The following is a 17,195-nucleotide window of genomic DNA, read 5'->3' on the forward strand; positions in this document are numbered from 1 at the left end:
TCCCGTCCGCTCCGCCAGTTGTCTCAAAGCCCTCGGTGCAAGCCGGGGGCTTTTCTTTTGTGGGTACGGGTAGGCGCCCGAGTTGGGCGCGGGGCGGGAAGCGGGTTAAACTGCCCGGCTCGCCACTCAGGCCTAGATTTGCCCATGCTGCAGAAACTTCGCGACAAGACCTCAGGCTGGATCGTTACCGTGATCATGGGCCTGTTGATGATCCCGTTCCTGTTCGTGATCGACAACAGCTACCTCGGTGGCGTCGGCGCACAGAACGTGGCCAAGGTATCGGCACCGCCGAGTTGGTGGCGTTCGGCGCCGTCGTGGTGGCCGATGTCGTTCCTGTGGAACCACCACGAAATCAGCGTGGAAGACTTCCGTACGCGCTTTGAACAGGCGCGTGTGCAGGCCCGCGAGCAGCAGGGCGACAACTTCGACCCGCGCCAATTCGAAACCACCGAGAACAAGCTGGCCGTGCTGGATCAGCTGGTGGACGAGCAGGTAGTGCGCCTGGCTGCCGAAGATGCGCACATCGTCATTGGCGACAAGGCCGTGCGCGATTACATCACCGCCATCCCGGCCTTCCAGAAGGACGGCAAGTTCGATGCGGACCAGTACCGCCTGACCTTGGCACAGGGTAATCCGCCGCGTACGCCGGACATGTTCGACCAGCTGGTGCGCACCAGCCTGCAGCAGTCGATCATCCCCACCGCCTTGGCGCAGTCCGGTTTCACCACCAAGGGCGAGGCCGAGCGCCTGCTCAAGCTGCTGGGTGAAACCCGCGACGTCGAGTTCGGCATGTTGCCGGCGCCGGCGGCCGATACCGCCGCCGTCAGCGATGCCGAGGTGGAGCAGTGGTACAAGTCGCATCCGAAGGATTTCCTGCAGCCGGAAACCGTGGCACTTGAGTATGTCGAGCTCAACGCCGCAACCCTGCCGGCGGCGACCGCTGCCGACGAAGCAACGCTGCGTCATCGCTATGAAGAAGAGAAGGCGCGCTTTGTTACCGCCGACCAGCGCCTGGCATCGCACATCCTGATCAGCGCCGGCAGCGATGCCGCCTCGCAGCAGGCTGCCGAGGCCAAGGCCGCCAAGCTGGCTGCCGAAGCCAAGCAGGGTGCCGACTTCGCCGCATTGGCCAAGGCCAACTCGGATGATCCGGGCTCCAAGGACGCCGGTGGCGACCTGGGTTGGGTCGAGAAGGGCGTGATGGTCAAGCCGTTCGAAGACGCGCTGTTCGCCATGAAGGCTGGCGATGTGGTTGGCCCGGTCAAGACCGAGTTCGGCTACCACGTGCTGAAGCTGCGCGAGATCAAGGGCGGCGAAGGCCGTTCGTTCGAGGAAGTGCGCGACCAGTTGGCTGCCGAGCAGTTGCAGGCCGATACCGAAAAGGCGTTCAGTGAGTTCAGCGGCCGCTTGGTCGACCTGGTCTACAAGAACCCGACCGCGCTGGAGCCGGCGGCCAAGGAAGTTGGCATCCCGGTGCAGACCGTGGGTCCGTTCACCCGCGCCACCGCCACTGGCATTGCAGCCAACCCGGCGGTGTTGAAGGCTGCGTTCTCCGACACGCTGACCGAAGACGGCACGGTGAGCGATCCGATCGAGATCGGCCCGAACCACAGCGTGATGATCCGCGTTACCGCGCATACCCCGGGGCAGGCCACGCCGCTGGCCCAGGTCAAGGACAAGGTGATTGCCGCCGTGCGTGCGCATCGTGCCGAGGAAGCGTCGAAGAAGGCCGCCGACGCGCTGCTGGCCAAGTTGAATGGTGGCCAGACGCTGCAGGCACTGGCCGCTGCCGAGCAGCTGCAGCTGTTGCCGGTCCCGGGCCTGCCGCGCGGCGCACCGATGCCGAGCGAAGCAGCCAACCGCGCAGTGTTCAGCGCGGCACCGCCGGCCGCTGACAAGCCCAGCTATGGCAAGGTCGCACTGGAAGACGGCCGCTATGCGGTGTTCGCGGTGACCAAGGTCACCCCGGGCAACGTTGCCGAAGTGCCGGAACAGCAGCAGGCCATGCTCAAGCAGCAGCTGAGCCAGATTGATGGCGCCGCTGCCGCCAAGGCCTATGTTGATGGCATGCGCAAGCGTTACAAGGTGCAGGTGCAGGAATCCCAGCTCTGATAGTGGGTGGCACACGCTTCGGAAAGCCCGGTCTCTGACCGGGCTTTTTTGTTTGTGCATGTGGCGCGCTGGCAGCGGCGTTGCCGAGCATGGCTCGGCACTACGGTGTCGGGTGCGTGGCTGTGCCGCCAAGGCCCATGTTGGCGGCAAGTGCGGGCGCGACAAGGTGCAGGAATTCCAACTCCGATAGCTGGCGGCACATGCTTCGGAAAGCCCGGTCGCTGACCGGGCTTTCTTGCGTGTGTGGCGTGGTGGTGTTGGCGGCAAGGGCGCTGCCGAGCATGGCTCGGCACTACCGTGTCGGGAGCCCTCCCGGCATTGGCAGTTGCGCGCGCCGCAGGGCCGGGCAGATGCGTGCGATACGGGGTGATGCCGGCTCTGCGGCTGACGTCATTCCGGGCTGGGCAAAAAAATACCCGGCACGTGGCCGGGCATTCGTGGCGAGGCGAGCGCTGGTCTCAGCGCACTTCCTCGTAGCGCAACACCATGCCCGGGCGCAGTACGGCACTGGCGTCCAGGTTGTTGAACGACAGCAAGGTCTTCACCGAGATACCGTAACGGCGGGCGATGGTCCAGGCCGATTCGCCGCTGCGCACGGTGTGGCGGCGGGCGCTGTTGCTGCTGGTGGACGCAAGCGCACGCGCGTTGCCAGTGGATGCGGAAGCGGGCGTGGCTGCTGCCGCCGGTGCCGCCGGTGCCGCCGTGCTGGCCAGCAGGGTGCCGGTTTCAGTGGCGGCCGCCATGTCGTCGGTACCAATGGCAGCAGCCGGAACCAGCACGCGGGTGCCGGCGCGGGAGCTGGTCAGTGCCGGGTTGAGCCGGGCGATACGGGCCGGGTCCAGCGCGTTCTGTGCCGACCACGCGGCCAGCGTGGTATTGGCTGGCAGCGTATGGCCCTTGAGAATGGGGACCGGCCGATCCAGTGCGGCCATTACATCCGGATTGTTCTCTGACTGCTCGAGCACGCAGGCCAGCGCATGCAGTTTCTCGACATAGGCGTAGGTGATCGGCGACAGCCCGGGCAGTTCGGCTGCATTGGCATTCTGCGCGTTCATGCCGCCACGGCGCAGCGATTGCAGGATGCGGTACTCGCCGGCGTTGTAGGCCATCACCGCCAACTGCCAGTCGCCGGCAAACATGCCGTGCAGGGTCTTCAGGTAGCGGACCGCGGCGCGGGTGGAATCCACTGCGGACAGGCGGCCGTCATAGCCGCTTTCCATCGGCACGCGGTGGTTGCGGGCGGTGGTGGCGATGAACTGCCACAGCCCGGCCGGGCCGCTGGCATTGCGGGCGCCGGGGCGGTAACCGCTTTCCACGAACGGGATGAGCGCGAACTCGGTAGGCAGGCCGGCACTGCGCAGCTCATCGACCACATAGCCGAACAGCGGCAGCGCGTCGTCCTCGACATTGCCAAGACGCGCAGGTGCGTGCGCGAACTGCTTGCGCCAGCGTGGGCTGGTGGCTTCGGCATCGCACTGCGGCGCGGCCAGGCCCTCGCGGAAATTGGCGAAGATCTCGCGGCCGTTGCGGTGGGTGGGTTCCGGCAGCGAGGCCGGATCAAGTGGCAACACGCCCAAGGTGCCGATGTTCTGACTCAGGCCGTGGCTGACCGGCAGTGACTGGGCGCTGGCAATGCTGCTGGTGGCACCGAGCAACAGCCCCAGCGCCACTGCGAGGGTATGCCCCCTCACGCGCGGAAACCGTCTTTCCACCGCCGCAATTCGGCGAACACTTCCACCTCGTCGGTGGGCGCGCGGCCAAGCCGTGCGCTGACCGCATCAACGATCGCCGCATCGGCGGTACGCAGGAACGGGTTGCATTGCAGTTCAACCGCCAATGCGGCGGGGACGGTAGGACGGGAACGGCTGCGCATGTCCATGGCTTCCTGTTGGCGGCGTTGCAATGCCGCGTTGGTGGGATCGACATGCCGCGCGAACACGGCATTGGCCAGCGTGTATTCGTGCCCGCAGCAGACCCATGTCTGCGGGGGCAGGGCGGCCATTCGCTTGAGCGAGGCCAGCATCTGGGCGGGCGTACCTTCGAACATGCGCCCACAGCCCAGGCTGAACAGCATGTCGCCACTGAACAGATGGTTGTGGCCCAGATACGCGATGTGGCTGCGGGTATGACCGGGAACGTCCATCACGGTGAAGCCGAAGCCGGACAATTCTACCCGGTCACCATCGCCGACCCGTTCACATTCCAGTGCAATGCGTTCATCTTCGGGAGCGAACACGCGCAGGCGCGGCCAGCGCTGGCGCAGTTCGGCCACGCCGCCGATATGGTCGTCGTGGTGATGGGTAAGCAGCACCGCGGCGGGCTGCATGCCCTGCGCGGCGGCTTCCAGTACCGGCGCTGCCTGGCCCGGGTCGACGAACACAGTCAGGCCATCGGGCGTTTGCAGCGCCCAGATGTAGTTGTCCTGGAATGCAGGCAGGGCGGTCAGTCGCATAGAATTGGAAAATGCCTGCCGCCCCGTTCCCCCGTCAAGCTGCAGTCTCGGCCTGGTTTGAGAAGCCCGGGGCGCAGGCGATGCGAGATTGGGAGCATGGCTACCTGGCTGAACAATTGCGCGGATTTCCGTCGCAGCCGTGGTTGTGGCTGGGGCCCAGCGCCAGTTGGCTGCCGCAAACCGCCCCGGCGGGCCGTGGCCTGCGCCTGCACCGCAGTACCGACGGCCAGCAATGGGCCGGCCAGTTGCGCTGCGGGTTGCCGCTGCCGTTGCCGGCCGAAGCGGTCAAGGTGATCGTCATCCAGCATGCCGCGCCGACCGATCTGGAGGCACTGCTGTCCGAATGCGGACGGGTGCTGATGCCGGGCGGGCGGGTCTGGATGACCCTGCTCAACCGCTGCAGTCCCTACCGGGCGCACTGGCAATGGCAGGGCGCGCGGCCGCCGTCGGTGGGGCGCTGCCAGGCCTTGTTGGCACGGCAGGGCATACGCGCCCGCTCGTTGCGGCACTATGGCCCGCTATGGCAGCAGACCAGTGCCCCGCCGGGTACCGCGTTGCCGGTGCTGCGCGCCCTGTGCGTGCTGGAAGCAGAAAAACGAAGTGAGGCATTCATCGGGCCAACTCCGCTCAAGGTGGCATGGCGCAACCCGGTGGCGACCTGAAATCCAACGGAAGAACATGAAGTCAATCGAAGTACATACCGACGGCGCCTGCCTCGGCAATCCCGGCCCCGGTGGCTGGGCGGCGCTGTTGCGCTACAAGGGGCACGAGCGAGAGTTGGCTGGCGGCGAAGGCCATACCACCAACAACCGCATGGAGCTGATGGCCGCGATCATGGGCCTGGAAACCCTCACCGAGCCCTGTGAGATCGTGCTGCACACCGATTCGCAGTACGTGCGCCAGGGCATCACCGAGTGGATGGGCGGCTGGGTGCGGCGCAACTGGAAGACCGCCGGCGGCGACCCGGTCAAGAACCGCGACCTGTGGGAGCGCCTGCATGCGGCCACCCAGCGGCACCGGATCGACTGGCGCTGGGTGAAGGGGCATTCCGGCGACCCGGACAACGAACGCGTGGACCAGTTGGCCCGCGATGCGGCAATCCGCGTGCGCGCTGACGCCGCAGCGAATGGAGTGGGCTGATGCGCCAGATCGTGCTTGATACCGAAACCACCGGCCTGGAATGGAAGAAGGGCAACCGCGTGGTCGAAATCGGCTGCGTCGAGTTACTGGAGCGGCGCCCGAGTGGCAACAATTTCCACCGTTATCTGAAGCCGGACTGCGACTTTGAATCCGGCGCGGCGGAAGTGACCGGCCTGTCGCTGGACTTCCTTGCCGACAAGCCGCGCTTCGAGGAAGTCGTGGATGAGTTCCTGGCCTATGTGGACGGGGCCGAGCTGATCATCCACAACGCCTCGTTCGACATGGGGTTCCTCGAGAACGAGATGACCCTGGCCGGGCGCGGCCGGCTGGCCAGCCGGGTGACGGTGACCGATACCCTGGCAATGGCGCGCGAGCGTTACCCGGGCCAGCGCAACTCGCTGGATGCGCTGTGCAAGCGCCTGGGCGTGGACAATGCCCACCGCACACTGCATGGCGGTCTGCTGGATGCGCAGATCCTGGCCGACGTCTATATCGCCTTGACCTCGGGCCAGGAAGAGATCGGCTTTGGCCTGCCCGAAGTGGAAGCCGCCGCCGGTGGCGCCGCCGCACAGGCGTTCGACAGCGCGGTATTGCTGCCGCGCCCGCGGGTGGTGGTTACCGCATCGGAGCAGGAAGCGCACGAGGCGCGGCTGGCCAGGCTGCGCAAGAAATCCGGCCACGCCTGGTGGGATGGCGAGCGCCAGCCGGATCCGGAACCGGCCTGAAGCCGGCAGGGCCCGCTGCCGTCAGTGGCAGCGGACCAGGATGACGGTGATGTTGTCCGAGCCGCCGCCATCCAGTGCGGCGGCCACCAGCGCATCCACACATTCCTGTGCGCTGCAGTCGGCGTGTCCGAGGGTCTCGGCCAGGCCGGCGTCGTCCACTTCCTCGGTGAGGCCATCGCTGCACAGCAGCAGTTGCATGCCCGGGCGCAGTTCGCCGGTCATGGTGGCGACATTGAGGTGGGCAGGGTCGGTCACGCCCAGGGCCTGGGTCACGACATTGCGGTGCGGATGGGCGCGTGCCTGCTCGGTGGTGAGCGTGCCCTGGGCGATCAACTCCTGCACGTAGCTGTGGTCCTGGCTGAGCTGGGCCAGCTTGCCGTCACGCCACAGGTAGGCGCGGCTGTCGCCCACCCATGCCACTTCAAAGCGATTGCCCTGCACCCGTGCGGCGACCACGGTGGTGCCCATCGGCAGGCTGTCGTTGCGGCGGCGCGAGGTACGGATGATCTCTTCATCGGCGGTGCGGATGGCCTGCACCAGCGGCGCGCCATTGCGGACCTCGCGGACGATGGTTTCGCGGGCCAACGCGCTGGCCACCTCGCCACAGGCATGGCCACCCATGCCATCAGCCACCAGCCACAGGCCAAGCTCACCGTCACCGTAGTAGGTGTCTTCATTGAGCTGGCGGCGCAGGCCGGCGTGGCTTAAATGTCCGAATTCGATCATGGGTGCCCGGATGGGCCATATATCAACAGGAGATGCGTTGCATCATCGCGTTCATGGAAGTGTAGGGCAAGCACTGTGACCGCCCGGCGCAAATGCTGGAAAGCGCGCGTTGTGCCTGCGCACAGGACGGTTTGTGAAAAAACCGCTTGTCGAAGATGGCGATGCCCTTTATCATGCGCAGCCCGGTTCGCCGGGGACCATCTGGAGAGGTGGCAGAGCGGTTGAATGTACCTGACTCGAAATCAGGCAGGCGTTTATAGCGCCTCGGGGGTTCGAATCCCCCCCTCTCCGCCAGATCCTCAAAAAAGCCCCTAGAAATAGGGGCTTTTTTGTTGCTTTGCTGTTCTGTACCCGCCCGCCTACCCATCCCGTGCCAAAGCTCTTCTGCGCGTATGGGCGCTGAGAATGTTGTCGCTGCAGCTGGCGAGTCCTATCCTCTCCGTTCCTGCTCTACGTGTGCAGGGCGAAAAAGGAATTGAATCAAAAGATTCGGTTAAACGGCAGACGCCATCTACAGGGGGAAAACATGAACAAGATTTGGCTTGCGGCGTGCCTCGTCGCAATTTCTGGAGGCTGTGCGACGACAAAGGACTGGGCGGCAACCGGTGGTAGTCGATCGGATGGCGTAGTCCGGCTGTCCTACACGCAGGGCGAGTTCGAAAGTGTCACCGTCAACGAATCGCAGGGTATTGATCTTGCGACCCGCCGTTGTGCGACATGGGGATACACGGGCGCAGAAGCTTTCGGCGGCGTTACAAAGCAGTGCAACCAAATGGGTGGCTTTGGAGGTTGCGCAAACTGGACCATTACCAAGGAATTCCAGTGCTTAGGCGAGGGCAACGCTCAGAGTACTGGGGCCCGAGTTGAGAACATCACGGTTCCCGCGCAGACGACTCCAAGCCAGCAGGGAATGCAATGGAAGCCCAAGGGCTCCTTTAAGAAGGAGTGAGTGCCCCGTCAAAGCCCCGCCAGCCGGGGCTTTCCTCGCCCAATTAGTATGGAAGAGATCACCCGCCCTGCCAGTTGCATCACCGAAGACGAGTTAACCCGCCTCCGCAACGCGTACGTGCAGTACGGGACGGGCGACGGCTTCTGGGGTTGCTACGAGGAAGTTCTCGCGGCGGCCGCCGCGAGATATGGCTGCGACCGGTCGATGGCCGTGCTAGAGCTGCAGAAGACGTTCCAAGCCTTGGCGCGCGTGGACGATTCGTTCGTGTACTGATTGGCCCCAGACGACTTTCCTTTGGGCAACAAAAAACCCCACCGGAGCGGGGTTTCTGTCGATGTAGCCAGGGATTTCACTACATAGGCCATCAGATGATGGACTTCAGCCCGATGCCAAACCAGAGCGGGAACTCAGTGGTTGTACACATCAAAAGAGTGGTCAATCCACAAGACGTGGAAAACTGCGCCATTACGAAACCCGACCATCGGCTTGTTATTGGCATAACGAAGCGCCCAAAGCTTGACGTCTTTCGTTACCACCCCGGGCAATGCTCGTTTTATCGATGTCTGAGCAATATTCTCTTTGCCAAGTCCATGGCGCGGGGCTTGCTCGATTTGCCCCCACTCCATCTTACTTAGTGTCCGAAATCTCTTGATAAGTGCGGCTTGATCATCCGCCAACAAGTCTTCGATATCGTGTCCTGTTTGAAGATGGCGCAGGCAGAACACAGGGTAAGACAGCTGCGCGGGCTTTCCCGTGGCCTGCGCAGCAGCTTGAATTCTCGCTGAGCCTTGAGCGGCGTGCCCCCTGATCTTGCCGCCCATAGTTAGTTGACCAACTGGCTGTCGAAGTAATTCTTCATTGAGCCCTGGGTAATCTCATCGTTGATCTCAACCGATGCCCAAGGAGCCTCATCATGGGTCATGTTCCTGAGCTTCCATGCGGAGTACTGACCATACACGGTGTAGACCTCGTCAATGACTTCTCGGAAGTCTTGAGGGATTAAATCGCGATCAAATCCCTCAGGCTTGGGGATCGGCGCTGAACCGAAATTCTTGAATTCCTCCCAAACACGCGGGACAACGGGGCCATGCTGCCAAGCGCGAACCTGATCCTCGAACATGGGCTTGTTCAAGATTGCGAGGCTGAATCCTTGGCAATAGTAGACAAGCTTCTGAAGCTTCAAGTGGGAAATCAGATCTCCTGAGTCTTCATCCATGAGCGTCAGGATGTACTTCGCTACATCGACGGCGTTTGTCATCTATTCCCCCCAGAGGTCATCAAGCCGGCGGTTAAAACGCGGCAACTAGTCATTGGACACATTGTAGTGCCCCAGCAGGGCTGGTCGCCATACCACATCACCGCCCACCACGGTACGGACAATTCTGGATAACCTGTAGTCATATAAACCTGAACGCCTCGTGAGGAATTCAGGTTTCGCCCGGGCGACTGGCTCGAATCTTGTCCTGAATCCAAGCCTGAATCTCCGATTGCAGCCACATGGCGCGGCGGCCTACCCGGATGGACTGGGGGAATTTCCCCCCCTTCATCCGCTCGTAGATGAAGGACGAGCGCACCCCGGCCTGGTCGCATACACCGTGGATGGTGAGCAGGCGCTCCGGTTCTTTATCGGCCATGGTGGCTCACCTCCTCGACGTAGGCGACGACGTAATGCACATGCGTGAGGTTGAAGAACCAAGCCACCACTGCGGCCTGCCACTTCGATCCATAGGTGCCGTACTCGTTATCGGGGATACCGGCGAGGGTGCTGGTGATCATTACCCGGTGCTTCATGCCGAAGCCTCCGGACGCTCGCGGAGAGATTCTCGCCAGCCAGCGACGTGTGGGGCGTTGCGGTCGCGGTAGGCCATGCTGCCGCCGTCGATAACATCCCACCCCATCAGGTTGCCGCCGAATGAATCCTCGACGTATGGCTCTTTGCCAAAGCCGTGCCACCGGCCGTCACTGTCCATGGCGATGAAGTTCACCCACGCGGGGAATTCCGACCACTCGGGCGACTGCAAAGTGCTACGGGGAAGCGGAAACGCGCGTGCCAAGTCTTCAACCGTGAAGCACTTATCACCGTTGAGGCTCGTGTAGTGCGGGACGTTTTCGCCAACGCGCCAGTACAGTGGTGTGCAGCCATCCGGCACTTTCATGCCCGGCGGGAGCGCCCAGATCTTGGCGTCGAACACGTCCGGGTCATCGGTCGGCAATACCTCCTGATAGGCCATGACCTTGAACTCTTGGGATTCCGACAGGGCCAATGCAGCACGGTCAATCAGTTCGGCGGTGATGCGGTCCTGCGCCGGGAGGAAAGACCCGGTGGGCGCACGCAAGGTCGCCGCTGCCGAGCGCAACTCCAGAATGAGATCATCGAAACGCATTGGGGCCTCCATATGCTTGTTGGGTTGTCGAGGCTGGGGTGCTCCACAACATCCGTAGGCCGCTGGGTGAGCGCACCTCGGTGCGGGTTCGTTTGTTGCTGGGCTCTATCTCGGGGAAGGAAAGAGCGATCAAGCCCCGCACCAGGCAGGTCCGTTTCCCGCTTGGTTTGTAGAGAGTTACCCGGGGAGTTCCGCCATCGGCCTTGGTGAAGGGGCGGAGCTCTTTCCCATCGCGCTTACGCACGCCGGTGGCACCGCACCTGCCAAGACGAACGACTGAGCGCACGTGCCCGTCGATCGTGATCTGATACTTGCCTTCCCACCCCGGAATGTCCCGCCACTCGTCCGCCTTCATGGGACGCGCTCGATTTTCTCGATCACCGTCTGCGTTCGATAGCCGATCATGCGAATCGCTGACGCAACGTGATCTGGGAATGCGGCTTCACCGATAGTTCCCTCTTGCTGCAGGAGCTCGTACAGACCGGCGATGTCCCAAAGGGCGAGGAGCGCCTCGTCCAATGCGTTGGCGAGTTCGTTCTGGCGCTTTCTACTCGGACGCGATCTCATGCCCCCACCTCCGCTGCCTTGCCGTTCTTCTGCAAGGATTGGCCGACCTCTTGCAAGATCAAGTTCTGCAGGTGAAGCAGCTCTGAGGCTGCAGCCGCAATTTCGGAGTATTCACCTGGCGCGTCCATGATGATTCGATCAATGGTCCCGCCTACTGCCGCCAGGTTCGCGGCTACGCTGTTGACCACGCGGGCTAAATCTTGCTTGCCGCCTTCTTGGGTGAGTGTGACTCGGTAGCAGATGTTCGAGCTCATGCCGTTGCTCCTGCGGCGGTGCGCAGTGCCGCTGCCATTTCCAGCAGCAGGTCCAGCACCATTACGTCGTCGTAATGGATCTCCACGTTTATGCCGGTGGTCTTGTTCACCATCGCCTCCTGCAAGTAGCGATGGACGAAATCACCAGCCAGTTCGGCGACGGACAGCGCGAACATCGTGTCTACACCTTCGGCGATCTTGAACAGCCGCTTGTCGTCAACTGGAATGAAGTGGAACTCGGCGTTAGTTGTGACCTTCTTAGGGCGGCTCATTGATCTTGCTCCTTATCGAGACGCGGCCGCAGCTCGGCGCTCTTGATAGGTTCCATCGCGTTGATGAGGTGCTGCAGGCGCGCAGCCGACTCCACACCTTGCTCACCGATGGCGGGAGCAGTTGAGTCGGCCGCGTTGTAAAGCCCACCCACTGCAATCACGTCAAACAGCGCGACAATGCGTCGGATCAGGCTCGACATCTCGTCCGATTGGCTCAGCGTCACGCCGAGCGCGGGGGTTTCGGTTACATTGGTGCTCGCCATGTGATTACTCCTGATTCTTGGTCGATGACGGAACTGCCTGGCACGACGGCTGGGGCGTTGGCGCGCCCTGGCCGTCACTTTTTTCGTTTGGCCGAAAGTTTTTGCTGCGATCGATCCTGTGATTCCGCGGTGCCCATATGGAGAGTTCGGCCCGTCCATCTGCGGTTCGCGTGAGATGGACCTGCACGTCCGGGCCGATATGGACGGTTTCACCGGTCGCTATTTGCAGGATCGCTGCGCCCGGTAGATGTGCGCTGCCTGTAGGTGTTTTCCTACGCATGGCTTGGGTGTTCCTTGATGGTGTTACGTGGATTTGCTCGACAAAATGCGAGCGTGGGAGTCCGTCCGGCGAAAGGCCGGATAGCGAAAAAATGGAGGCGTTAGCGCCGATGATTGGTGCGAAGAGCAGCCCTGCGATCGCGGTGCAGACGCCTCCCAATCTGACCGCTGAGCGGTATGCATTGGTGTGCGGAAAGTGCCTGACACGAAACCCGTAGCGCTGGGCCGCGTTCATTCCGAAGCCCTCTGCACAATCACGTACTGAACGCTTCCGAAGGCCTCTCCCCAGGCGCTGCGCTGGTAGTGGTAGCAATCGGTCATGCCATCGAAGCTGCCAGCCTTGAATCGGTCGCACATGGCGTCGATCTCGGCGAACCGCTCAGGGCTTACCTTCGTTGCTACATGCACGTAGTAGGCGCTGCCGCTTTTGCGGACGCTGGCCTTGATGCCTTCGGCTTTAAGCATCGCGCGCAGATTCTTGCCGACAATGTTTCCGTCGTACCGATCCGTGCAAGGGGTGAGGTGGGGGTTGGCAGCAATCAGCTGAGCGGTGTTCGCTTCAAGCTGTTGGCTTGCCATGGTCTTCTGCAGGGCAATGGAAGCGTCCCGCTCGGCAACCTTGCGCTTGGCCATTTCGATGATCGCCGGGCCATGCAGCCGATCGAGCAACCGCCATGCGCGCACCCCGGAGAATCTGCAGAAACTGCTGCGGCGGAAGCTCCGACCGTCAAACAGGATTGCGTCGAACTGCTTGAGTGCTTCGTTGACCGCGACGATTACGCCGTCGCCAGACTCGTTTGCCACGTCGCCGGGGTAGTGAACCCGCCGGCCGATTTCGATTGCCCCGATTGCCCCGATTGCGTTTTCCATCGTCTTGCCCCGTGGCGCTCTGCGTCAGCGCGATGGGGTTAGATTAGGAGATGTAAATTCAGGACGCAATGGAAATGTAAATTTACCTTCGTTAATTTTTTGAACGGTTCAGGTACTAGGCGATTTGCTTGGCGCTGTACTGCACGACGGCCTTGCCAGCGATGTGGAGATCGTCGGGAGCGGCATAAGGCGGGAAGAGGGGATTGGCGCTCACGATGTACACGCCGTCGGCGCGGCGCTGCAGCCCTTTGATCTGGGTTTCGCCGCCGATGCTGATCACGTAGATAGCATCGCCGTCGTAGTAGTCGATAGCCGTGTCGACCATCACCACGTCGCCGTTGTTGATCACGGGTGCCATGGAAGGGCCACGGCCTGTGATGAGCTTTAGTCGGCCGGGCTTCGGGAGGAAGCCAAGGCGCTGCCGGATGTCCCATTCCGCATAGTCCATGCTGCGGATCACTTCGGGAAAATCCTCATTGACGACTCCAATACCCATGCCAGCACCTCCATCCAAGAGCTCGATGCGAAGGTATCCGGGGGGCGTCTCACGGGCCGAGAGTGGGGGTGCATCTGATAGGTCATCAATCGATCCTTCGCCGGTAGCGAGCCAGGCCGTGGACACTCCCAGGGCGCGCGCGGTCTTGACCAGGACATCGCTGCGGATTGATTGGGATCTCCCGCTAAGCCAGCCGTTGACGCTGGGCGCAGACACGCCGGCAGCCTTCGCCAGCTCAAGTTGCGTCAGATTGGCTCGGGTCATGGCAAGTCGCAGTCTTGAAGCTAGGTCCATGATTAGGCTCCGTTAACTAATTTACGAATGCTACGCGGATTTCCCTTGCAATGTAAATTAGGAGGTGTAAATCTGTGCCGCACCCACAATGGATGGAGCAATGGAGAACCAAATTGAAGACGCCTCGGTCCTGATCGATGCGCTGGGCGGTACGGGCGAGGTGGCGCGTACCTGCCAGGTCAGTGAGCCGTCGGTTAGCCAATGGCGCAAGCGCGGTATCCCGCGGCCGTGGCAGATGTTCTTGCGTGAACGGTACCCGGAGCGGTTCGACGCGGATGGCCGCGTTGTGGCTTTCGGCGCCGCTGTAGATGAGTCAGAAGTGGGCAAGGCTGTCGCGCTCGGCTCCAGGTAGTCGCAGCGGCACGGGATCAAGCGGTACTCGCTCAACGGATTGAGCGCGATGGGGCAAGGACGGCGACCACCCTGCATGTGGAAATGGCCATGTGGGTGTCTGGCGCAAGGCGGATCGCTGCCAGCGATTCAAACGTCAGATACGACGAAGCCCCGGCTGTCTTGGCGGACAGGTGCCGAGGCTTCGTGCGAACGAGGCCATTATGCAACGCCTAAATACCCCAGTGTCAAATCACTCACTGCGCCAGCCGGGCCTGCGACCAATCGCGGATGCGCTAGACGACCTGACGCAGCAACTTCATCGAGAGCGCGAATTCCCGCTTGTCCGGCTCGGCGAGCGCCTGGACGATGGCCGAATCGCTGTCGAGTTCTTCGACCGCAAGCGATATCCGGACGGAGTGGAGCCGGAGTATGACTTCTACCTGCGCGATTTCCGGCAGGCACTCGAATGGGTGCAGCAGGTAACCCCCAAGGCTTGGATCACCAAGCGCCATATCGAGGTGTTTGCGACGCTGATCCTGCGCGCCTTTCCGGAGGGTGTCGCCGCATGAGTATTCAAGCTATGGCGTGGGCCATTGAGCAGGCTCCTGTCACCGATGCTACTGCGCGCCACGTGCTGTTGTGCCTGGCCAACTACGCCGACCAGGAGGGTCGTGCGGCGTTTCCAGCGGTCGGTCGGCTGTGCCAAGACACCGGACTTTCCACCCGGACTGTGCGCGCAAAGCTGGACATGCTGGAGAAGGAGGGCCACATCAGGCGAGGAAATCAGAAGATCGTCGCCGCTTACATCGATCGGTCTGATCGCAGACCAGTTTGCTACGACCTGGTGTTGTCGAAAACAGTGCAGGGAAATGCCGAACGGGGTGCAGGAGCTGCAGGCCGAAAATCGGCACGGGGTGCAAATGACGACACCAACGGGGTGCAAATGACGACCGAACGGGGTGCAGGAGCTGCACCCAATCCGTCATATAACCATCAAGAGATCCATGGTGGCATTTCCGCTGACGCGGAATCGCTGGAGCTGGCTGCCAATTCGGAAGATAGCAGGGCTGTACCGGAGATCATCCGAGATGCCTACAACGAGATCCTGGGGAAGCGCAAAGGCTGCATTGCCTGCAGGGCAATCAACGCCAAGTTCGCACGACGGCTGCAGCAGGTTGATCGGGACGCCCGCAAGACCTGCGCGGACAACGATGTTGTCTATGCGCCTGTTGAGTTCTGGGAGATGTACTTCAACGCCTGCCTTAAAGATCCGTGGCTGAGAGGTGATAAGCCGAACCCCAACAATTCGCGCTGGCGTCAATCGTTGAAAACCCTGGTCGATGACGACCGATTCTTGCAGATCGCAAACACCCTGATGGATGAAGCCGAGGTGATCGAATGAGGCGGCCCAGCTACGACGCCGAAAGCGCGGTACTTGCCTGCCTCCTGCGCGACCGTGAGTCATTCTGGAGCGCTGCTGACGTGCTTGTTCCGGAAGACTTCCACGACCAGCAGAATCGCGCGCTGTTCCAGGCGCTGGTGTGCGAGATCAGGGACGGGCGACCGGCGGACGCGGTGACAATCGGAGAGCAGTATCCGCACCTGGGCGACCTGGCTATGGATATCGAGGTCAATACCGTTGGCTCTCCGCGATACCTGCGCACTTACGCGGAGGCATTGTCAGGCAAGGCTTGCCTGCGGAAGCTTCAGGCCGTTGGCCGCGCAATTGCTGCGCTACAAGACCCTGGTGAGGCATTCGCTACGGCGAGGCGGCTGGTGGCGGACTGTGAGCCGCGCACATTGGGAGCTGGGCCACGGCACATCTCCGAGTTCGCCCGCATGTCGAAAGATGGGCTGATGCGGCGCTTCGAGGCCGAAGGGCTGATGACTGGCTTGGCTACGGGCTATGAGCCGCTGGATGCGGTTCTGAGTGGTTGGCAGCCAACTGATTTGATCATCGTGGCAGCGCGCCCAAGCATCGGTAAGTCAGCGTTCGCTATGCAATCCATGTTGCACGGAACCTCCGGCGCACAGGCGAACGTTGGGCTGTTTGCATCGCTTGAAATGTCTGGTGAGCAGCTTTCGGACCGCGCCATCTCGCACCTGGGTGGCATCAATGCCAATCACATTCGTCAGCCCAAGTTGATGGAGGACGAAGAGTGGGCGCGCAGCACGTCAGCCTTCAAGGCGCTGCAGTCCTCTGGGCTGTACGTGGACGATTCCTCCGGCCTCACTGTTGAGGCCATCAGCGCGCGCGCTCGGCAGCTCAAGTCGCGGGAAGGCTTGGCCCTTATCGCCATCGACTACCTGACTTACATCGATCTGCCGAAGAACGACACGCAGGAGCAGGGGATTCAGCACGTAACCCGAAGCCTCAAGGCACTGGCGAAGGAACTAAAAGTTCCGGTGATCCTGTTGTCTCAGTTGAACCGGGATGGTGATGACGAACCCGAGTTGAGGCACCTGCGTGGCTCTGGTGCCATTGAGCAGGACGCCGACGTGGTTATTTTCCTGCATCGCCCAGACAAGTCAGATCGGCACACCGTCAAGGTCAAGGTTGCCAAGAACAGAAACGGCGCGCTGGCAGATTTCTACCTGCGGGCAGAAATGGAGACGCAGCGGTTCACGCCGATGGATGCGCCCCCTGTAAGGCAGGAGCCAGATAGGCCAGCGTTCCGCAAGAAAATTCCCACACTCCCAAGGCGGGGCTACCGGGCAAACGGGGGCGCAGCCGATGAGTAATCAAGGTCAATTGATCCCAGACGGGCCGAAGGCACTTCGCAATCTGGCGGCCAGATTGGAGCAACAAGCGGCGCGCAGTGATGTGGTGATGAATCATGGCCGTGGTCGAACCTCATTCGTGGGCGAGGTGTATCGAACGGCGGCGAGCATTGCCCGGCAGGAGGCTGCGCAGCTGGAAAAAATCACCCAGGAACTGAAAGGGGGCGCTCAGTGAAGCGAGAGGAATTTGAGGGCTTGATGCGCCGCTGGGGCAAGGCATATGGGCCGGAGAGGGAGGCGCTGGAGGCGGAAAGCGAGTCGAGCGACTACGGGGACTCGCCAATGGCGCGCATCTGCG

General features: G+C 62.1%; 26 protein-coding genes and 1 tRNA gene. 12 read left to right on the forward strand and 15 right to left on the reverse strand.

Annotated features, from left to right (window positions below; translation table 11 throughout):
- Positions 1 to 144: 144 nt before the first annotated feature.
- The gene (locus B2527_RS09040) at positions 145 to 2,112 is read left to right on the forward strand and encodes a peptidyl-prolyl cis-trans isomerase (RefSeq protein WP_293708595.1); all 1,968 of its coding nucleotides are present in this window, start codon (positions 145 to 147) and stop codon (positions 2,110 to 2,112) included.
- A 458-nt stretch (positions 2,113 to 2,570) separates the two neighbouring features.
- Here the strand turns inward: B2527_RS09040 and B2527_RS09045 are convergent, their stop codons facing one another.
- Entirely contained in the window at positions 2,571 to 3,803 is a 1,233-nt protein-coding gene (locus tag B2527_RS09045; RefSeq protein WP_293708597.1) for a lytic transglycosylase domain-containing protein, read from the reverse strand.
- A complete protein-coding gene (gene gloB, locus B2527_RS09050; protein WP_293708599.1) occupies positions 3,800 to 4,564 on the reverse strand; it encodes a hydroxyacylglutathione hydrolase in 765 nt (254 codons plus the stop codon). Before gloB ends, B2527_RS09045 begins: the two co-directional genes overlap by 4 nt.
- 80 nt (positions 4,565 to 4,644) lie before the next feature.
- On the opposite strand from gloB, the gene B2527_RS09055 reads away from it, so the two are divergent.
- The 3 genes from B2527_RS09055 to dnaQ are packed head-to-tail and all read left to right on the forward strand — an operon-like array spanning position 4,645 to position 6,429.
- On the forward strand, positions 4,645 to 5,226 hold the full coding sequence (locus tag B2527_RS09055; RefSeq protein ID WP_293708601.1) for a class I SAM-dependent methyltransferase: 582 nt from the start codon (positions 4,645 to 4,647) through the stop codon (positions 5,224 to 5,226).
- A 16-nt stretch (positions 5,227 to 5,242) separates the two neighbouring features.
- Positions 5,243 to 5,704 (forward strand): ribonuclease HI, encoded by a 462-nt coding sequence (gene rnhA / locus B2527_RS09060; protein WP_293708603.1) that lies wholly within the window; start codon positions 5,243 to 5,245, stop codon positions 5,702 to 5,704.
- Complete coding sequence (dnaQ, locus tag B2527_RS09065) at positions 5,704 to 6,429, forward strand: DNA polymerase III subunit epsilon (protein ID WP_293708604.1); 726 nt, start codon at positions 5,704 to 5,706, stop codon at positions 6,427 to 6,429. The genes rnhA and dnaQ overlap by 1 nt, the downstream gene beginning before the upstream one ends.
- Positions 6,430 to 6,450: 21 nt before the next feature.
- Here dnaQ and B2527_RS09070 read toward each other — a convergent pair whose 3' ends face one another.
- A complete protein-coding gene (locus tag B2527_RS09070; RefSeq protein ID WP_293708606.1) occupies positions 6,451 to 7,155 on the reverse strand; it encodes a PP2C family protein-serine/threonine phosphatase in 705 nt (234 codons plus the stop codon).
- Positions 7,156 to 7,358: 203 nt separating this feature from the next.
- Here B2527_RS09070 and B2527_RS09075 point away from each other — a divergent pair.
- The 3 genes from B2527_RS09075 (at position 7,359) to B2527_RS09085 (ending at position 8,377) form a co-directional block, all read left to right on the forward strand.
- Positions 7,359 to 7,449 (forward strand) — tRNA-Ser (locus B2527_RS09075).
- Between the two features lie 232 nt (positions 7,450 to 7,681).
- Complete coding sequence (gene yecR, locus B2527_RS09080; protein ID WP_293708608.1) at positions 7,682 to 8,104, forward strand: YecR family lipoprotein; 423 nt, start codon at positions 7,682 to 7,684, stop codon at positions 8,102 to 8,104.
- A gap of 48 nt (positions 8,105 to 8,152) precedes the next feature.
- Complete coding sequence (locus tag B2527_RS09085) at positions 8,153 to 8,377, forward strand: hypothetical protein (RefSeq protein WP_293708610.1); 225 nt, start codon at positions 8,153 to 8,155, stop codon at positions 8,375 to 8,377.
- Between the two features lie 134 nt (positions 8,378 to 8,511).
- Here B2527_RS09085 and B2527_RS09090 read toward each other — a convergent pair whose 3' ends face one another.
- The 12 genes from B2527_RS09090 to B2527_RS09145 all read right to left on the reverse strand — a co-directional run bounded on the left by B2527_RS09090 (position 8,512) and on the right by B2527_RS09145 (position 13,783).
- Positions 8,512 to 8,925, reverse strand: a complete 414-nt coding sequence (locus B2527_RS09090; RefSeq protein WP_293708612.1) for a hypothetical protein — start codon at positions 8,923 to 8,925, stop codon at positions 8,512 to 8,514.
- 2 nt (positions 8,926 to 8,927) lie between these two features.
- Complete coding sequence (locus B2527_RS09095; protein WP_293708614.1) at positions 8,928 to 9,362, reverse strand: Panacea domain-containing protein; 435 nt, start codon at positions 9,360 to 9,362, stop codon at positions 8,928 to 8,930.
- Between the two features lie 169 nt (positions 9,363 to 9,531).
- Entirely contained in the window at positions 9,532 to 9,738 is a 207-nt protein-coding gene (locus B2527_RS09100) for a helix-turn-helix transcriptional regulator (protein ID WP_293708615.1), read from the reverse strand.
- Positions 9,728 to 9,895 (reverse strand): hypothetical protein, encoded by a 168-nt coding sequence (locus B2527_RS09105; RefSeq protein WP_293708617.1) that lies wholly within the window; start codon positions 9,893 to 9,895, stop codon positions 9,728 to 9,730. Before B2527_RS09105 ends, B2527_RS09100 begins: the two co-directional genes overlap by 11 nt.
- On the reverse strand, positions 9,892 to 10,488 hold the full coding sequence (locus tag B2527_RS09110) for a hypothetical protein (protein WP_293708619.1): 597 nt from the start codon (positions 10,486 to 10,488) through the stop codon (positions 9,892 to 9,894). The genes B2527_RS09105 and B2527_RS09110 overlap by 4 nt, the downstream gene beginning before the upstream one ends.
- A complete protein-coding gene (locus B2527_RS19570; RefSeq protein WP_414717048.1) occupies positions 10,475 to 10,843 on the reverse strand; it encodes an NUMOD4 domain-containing protein in 369 nt (122 codons plus the stop codon). Before B2527_RS19570 ends, B2527_RS09110 begins: the two co-directional genes overlap by 14 nt.
- Positions 10,840 to 11,055: a hypothetical protein gene (locus B2527_RS09115; protein WP_293708621.1), complete on the reverse strand. Its 216-nt coding sequence runs from the start codon at positions 11,053 to 11,055 to the stop codon at positions 10,840 to 10,842. The genes B2527_RS19570 and B2527_RS09115 overlap by 4 nt, the downstream gene beginning before the upstream one ends.
- Positions 11,052 to 11,309: a hypothetical protein gene (locus B2527_RS09120; RefSeq protein ID WP_293708623.1), complete on the reverse strand. Its 258-nt coding sequence runs from the start codon at positions 11,307 to 11,309 to the stop codon at positions 11,052 to 11,054. The genes B2527_RS09115 and B2527_RS09120 overlap by 4 nt, the downstream gene beginning before the upstream one ends.
- On the reverse strand, positions 11,306 to 11,581 hold the full coding sequence (locus B2527_RS09125) for a hypothetical protein (RefSeq protein ID WP_293708625.1): 276 nt from the start codon (positions 11,579 to 11,581) through the stop codon (positions 11,306 to 11,308). The genes B2527_RS09120 and B2527_RS09125 overlap by 4 nt, the downstream gene beginning before the upstream one ends.
- The gene (locus B2527_RS09130) at positions 11,578 to 11,844 is read right to left on the reverse strand and encodes a hypothetical protein (RefSeq protein ID WP_293708627.1); all 267 of its coding nucleotides are present in this window, start codon (positions 11,842 to 11,844) and stop codon (positions 11,578 to 11,580) included. Before B2527_RS09130 ends, B2527_RS09125 begins: the two co-directional genes overlap by 4 nt.
- A gap of 510 nt (positions 11,845 to 12,354) precedes the next feature.
- Positions 12,355 to 12,993 carry an LPD29 domain-containing protein gene (locus B2527_RS09140; protein WP_293708629.1) on the reverse strand — a complete coding sequence of 213 codons (639 nt, stop codon included), beginning with the start codon at positions 12,991 to 12,993 and terminating at the stop codon, positions 12,355 to 12,357.
- Positions 12,994 to 13,108: 115 nt separating this feature from the next.
- Complete coding sequence (locus B2527_RS09145; protein WP_293708631.1) at positions 13,109 to 13,783, reverse strand: helix-turn-helix domain-containing protein; 675 nt, start codon at positions 13,781 to 13,783, stop codon at positions 13,109 to 13,111.
- 100 nt (positions 13,784 to 13,883) lie between these two features.
- Here B2527_RS09145 and B2527_RS09150 point away from each other — a divergent pair, with 100 nt between their 5' ends.
- From B2527_RS09150 to B2527_RS09170, 5 genes are all read left to right on the forward strand, one after another.
- Positions 13,884 to 14,135, forward strand: a complete 252-nt coding sequence (locus B2527_RS09150) for a hypothetical protein (RefSeq protein WP_293708633.1) — start codon at positions 13,884 to 13,886, stop codon at positions 14,133 to 14,135.
- Positions 14,136 to 14,337: 202 nt separating this feature from the next.
- A complete protein-coding gene (locus tag B2527_RS09155) occupies positions 14,338 to 14,685 on the forward strand; it encodes a hypothetical protein (protein ID WP_293708634.1) in 348 nt (115 codons plus the stop codon).
- Positions 14,682 to 15,518 (forward strand): helix-turn-helix domain-containing protein, encoded by an 837-nt coding sequence (locus B2527_RS09160; protein ID WP_293708635.1) that lies wholly within the window; start codon positions 14,682 to 14,684, stop codon positions 15,516 to 15,518. Before B2527_RS09155 ends, B2527_RS09160 begins: the two co-directional genes overlap by 4 nt.
- Positions 15,515 to 16,858: a replicative DNA helicase gene (locus tag B2527_RS09165; RefSeq protein ID WP_293708637.1), complete on the forward strand. Its 1,344-nt coding sequence runs from the start codon at positions 15,515 to 15,517 to the stop codon at positions 16,856 to 16,858. The genes B2527_RS09160 and B2527_RS09165 overlap by 4 nt, the downstream gene beginning before the upstream one ends.
- Positions 16,851 to 17,072 (forward strand): hypothetical protein, encoded by a 222-nt coding sequence (locus tag B2527_RS09170; protein WP_293708639.1) that lies wholly within the window; start codon positions 16,851 to 16,853, stop codon positions 17,070 to 17,072. Before B2527_RS09165 ends, B2527_RS09170 begins: the two co-directional genes overlap by 8 nt.
- Positions 17,073 to 17,195: the final 123 nt, after the last annotated feature.

The sequence above is a fragment of the Stenotrophomonas sp. UBA7606 genome, from assembly GCF_002477705.1.
In the GTDB taxonomy this organism is placed as follows: Bacteria; Pseudomonadota; Gammaproteobacteria; order Xanthomonadales; family Xanthomonadaceae; genus Stenotrophomonas.

What these genes read in the sequence shown, in the direction of transcription:
- B2527_RS09040 (WP_293708595.1), top strand. Translation starts at nt 145, where the DNA reads ATGCTGCAGAAACTTCGCGACAAGACCTCAGGCTGGATCGTTACCGTG.
- gloB (WP_293708599.1), bottom strand. Translation starts at nt 4,564, where the DNA reads ATGCGACTGACCGCCCTGCCTGCATTCCAGGACAACTACATCTGGGCG.
- B2527_RS09055 (WP_293708601.1), top strand. Translation starts at nt 4,645, where the DNA reads ATGCGAGATTGGGAGCATGGCTACCTGGCTGAACAATTGCGCGGATTT.
- rnhA (WP_293708603.1), top strand. Translation starts at nt 5,243, where the DNA reads ATGAAGTCAATCGAAGTACATACCGACGGCGCCTGCCTCGGCAATCCC.
- dnaQ (WP_293708604.1), top strand. Translation starts at nt 5,704, where the DNA reads ATGCGCCAGATCGTGCTTGATACCGAAACCACCGGCCTGGAATGGAAG.
- B2527_RS09070 (WP_293708606.1), bottom strand. Translation starts at nt 7,155, where the DNA reads ATGATCGAATTCGGACATTTAAGCCACGCCGGCCTGCGCCGCCAGCTC.
- yecR (WP_293708608.1), top strand. Translation starts at nt 7,682, where the DNA reads ATGAACAAGATTTGGCTTGCGGCGTGCCTCGTCGCAATTTCTGGAGGC.
- B2527_RS09085 (WP_293708610.1), top strand. Translation starts at nt 8,153, where the DNA reads ATGGAAGAGATCACCCGCCCTGCCAGTTGCATCACCGAAGACGAGTTA.
- B2527_RS09090 (WP_293708612.1), bottom strand. Translation starts at nt 8,925, where the DNA reads ATGGGCGGCAAGATCAGGGGGCACGCCGCTCAAGGCTCAGCGAGAATT.
- B2527_RS09095 (WP_293708614.1), bottom strand. Translation starts at nt 9,362, where the DNA reads ATGACAAACGCCGTCGATGTAGCGAAGTACATCCTGACGCTCATGGAT.
- B2527_RS09100 (WP_293708615.1), bottom strand. Translation starts at nt 9,738, where the DNA reads ATGGCCGATAAAGAACCGGAGCGCCTGCTCACCATCCACGGTGTATGC.
- B2527_RS09105 (WP_293708617.1), bottom strand. Translation starts at nt 9,895, where the DNA reads ATGAAGCACCGGGTAATGATCACCAGCACCCTCGCCGGTATCCCCGAT.
- B2527_RS09110 (WP_293708619.1), bottom strand. Translation starts at nt 10,488, where the DNA reads ATGCGTTTCGATGATCTCATTCTGGAGTTGCGCTCGGCAGCGGCGACC.
- B2527_RS19570 (WP_414717048.1), bottom strand. Translation starts at nt 10,843, where the DNA reads ATGAAGGCGGACGAGTGGCGGGACATTCCGGGGTGGGAAGGCAAGTAT.
- B2527_RS09115 (WP_293708621.1), bottom strand. Translation starts at nt 11,055, where the DNA reads ATGAGATCGCGTCCGAGTAGAAAGCGCCAGAACGAACTCGCCAACGCA.
- B2527_RS09120 (WP_293708623.1), bottom strand. Translation starts at nt 11,309, where the DNA reads ATGAGCTCGAACATCTGCTACCGAGTCACACTCACCCAAGAAGGCGGC.
- B2527_RS09125 (WP_293708625.1), bottom strand. Translation starts at nt 11,581, where the DNA reads ATGAGCCGCCCTAAGAAGGTCACAACTAACGCCGAGTTCCACTTCATT.
- B2527_RS09130 (WP_293708627.1), bottom strand. Translation starts at nt 11,844, where the DNA reads ATGGCGAGCACCAATGTAACCGAAACCCCCGCGCTCGGCGTGACGCTG.
- B2527_RS09140 (WP_293708629.1), bottom strand. Translation starts at nt 12,993, where the DNA reads ATGGAAAACGCAATCGGGGCAATCGGGGCAATCGAAATCGGCCGGCGG.
- B2527_RS09145 (WP_293708631.1), bottom strand. Translation starts at nt 13,783, where the DNA reads ATGGACCTAGCTTCAAGACTGCGACTTGCCATGACCCGAGCCAATCTG.
- B2527_RS09150 (WP_293708633.1), top strand. Translation starts at nt 13,884, where the DNA reads ATGGAGAACCAAATTGAAGACGCCTCGGTCCTGATCGATGCGCTGGGC.
- B2527_RS09155 (WP_293708634.1), top strand. Translation starts at nt 14,338, where the DNA reads ATGCAACGCCTAAATACCCCAGTGTCAAATCACTCACTGCGCCAGCCG.
- B2527_RS09160 (WP_293708635.1), top strand. Translation starts at nt 14,682, where the DNA reads ATGAGTATTCAAGCTATGGCGTGGGCCATTGAGCAGGCTCCTGTCACC.
- B2527_RS09165 (WP_293708637.1), top strand. Translation starts at nt 15,515, where the DNA reads ATGAGGCGGCCCAGCTACGACGCCGAAAGCGCGGTACTTGCCTGCCTC.
- B2527_RS09170 (WP_293708639.1), top strand. Translation starts at nt 16,851, where the DNA reads ATGAGTAATCAAGGTCAATTGATCCCAGACGGGCCGAAGGCACTTCGC.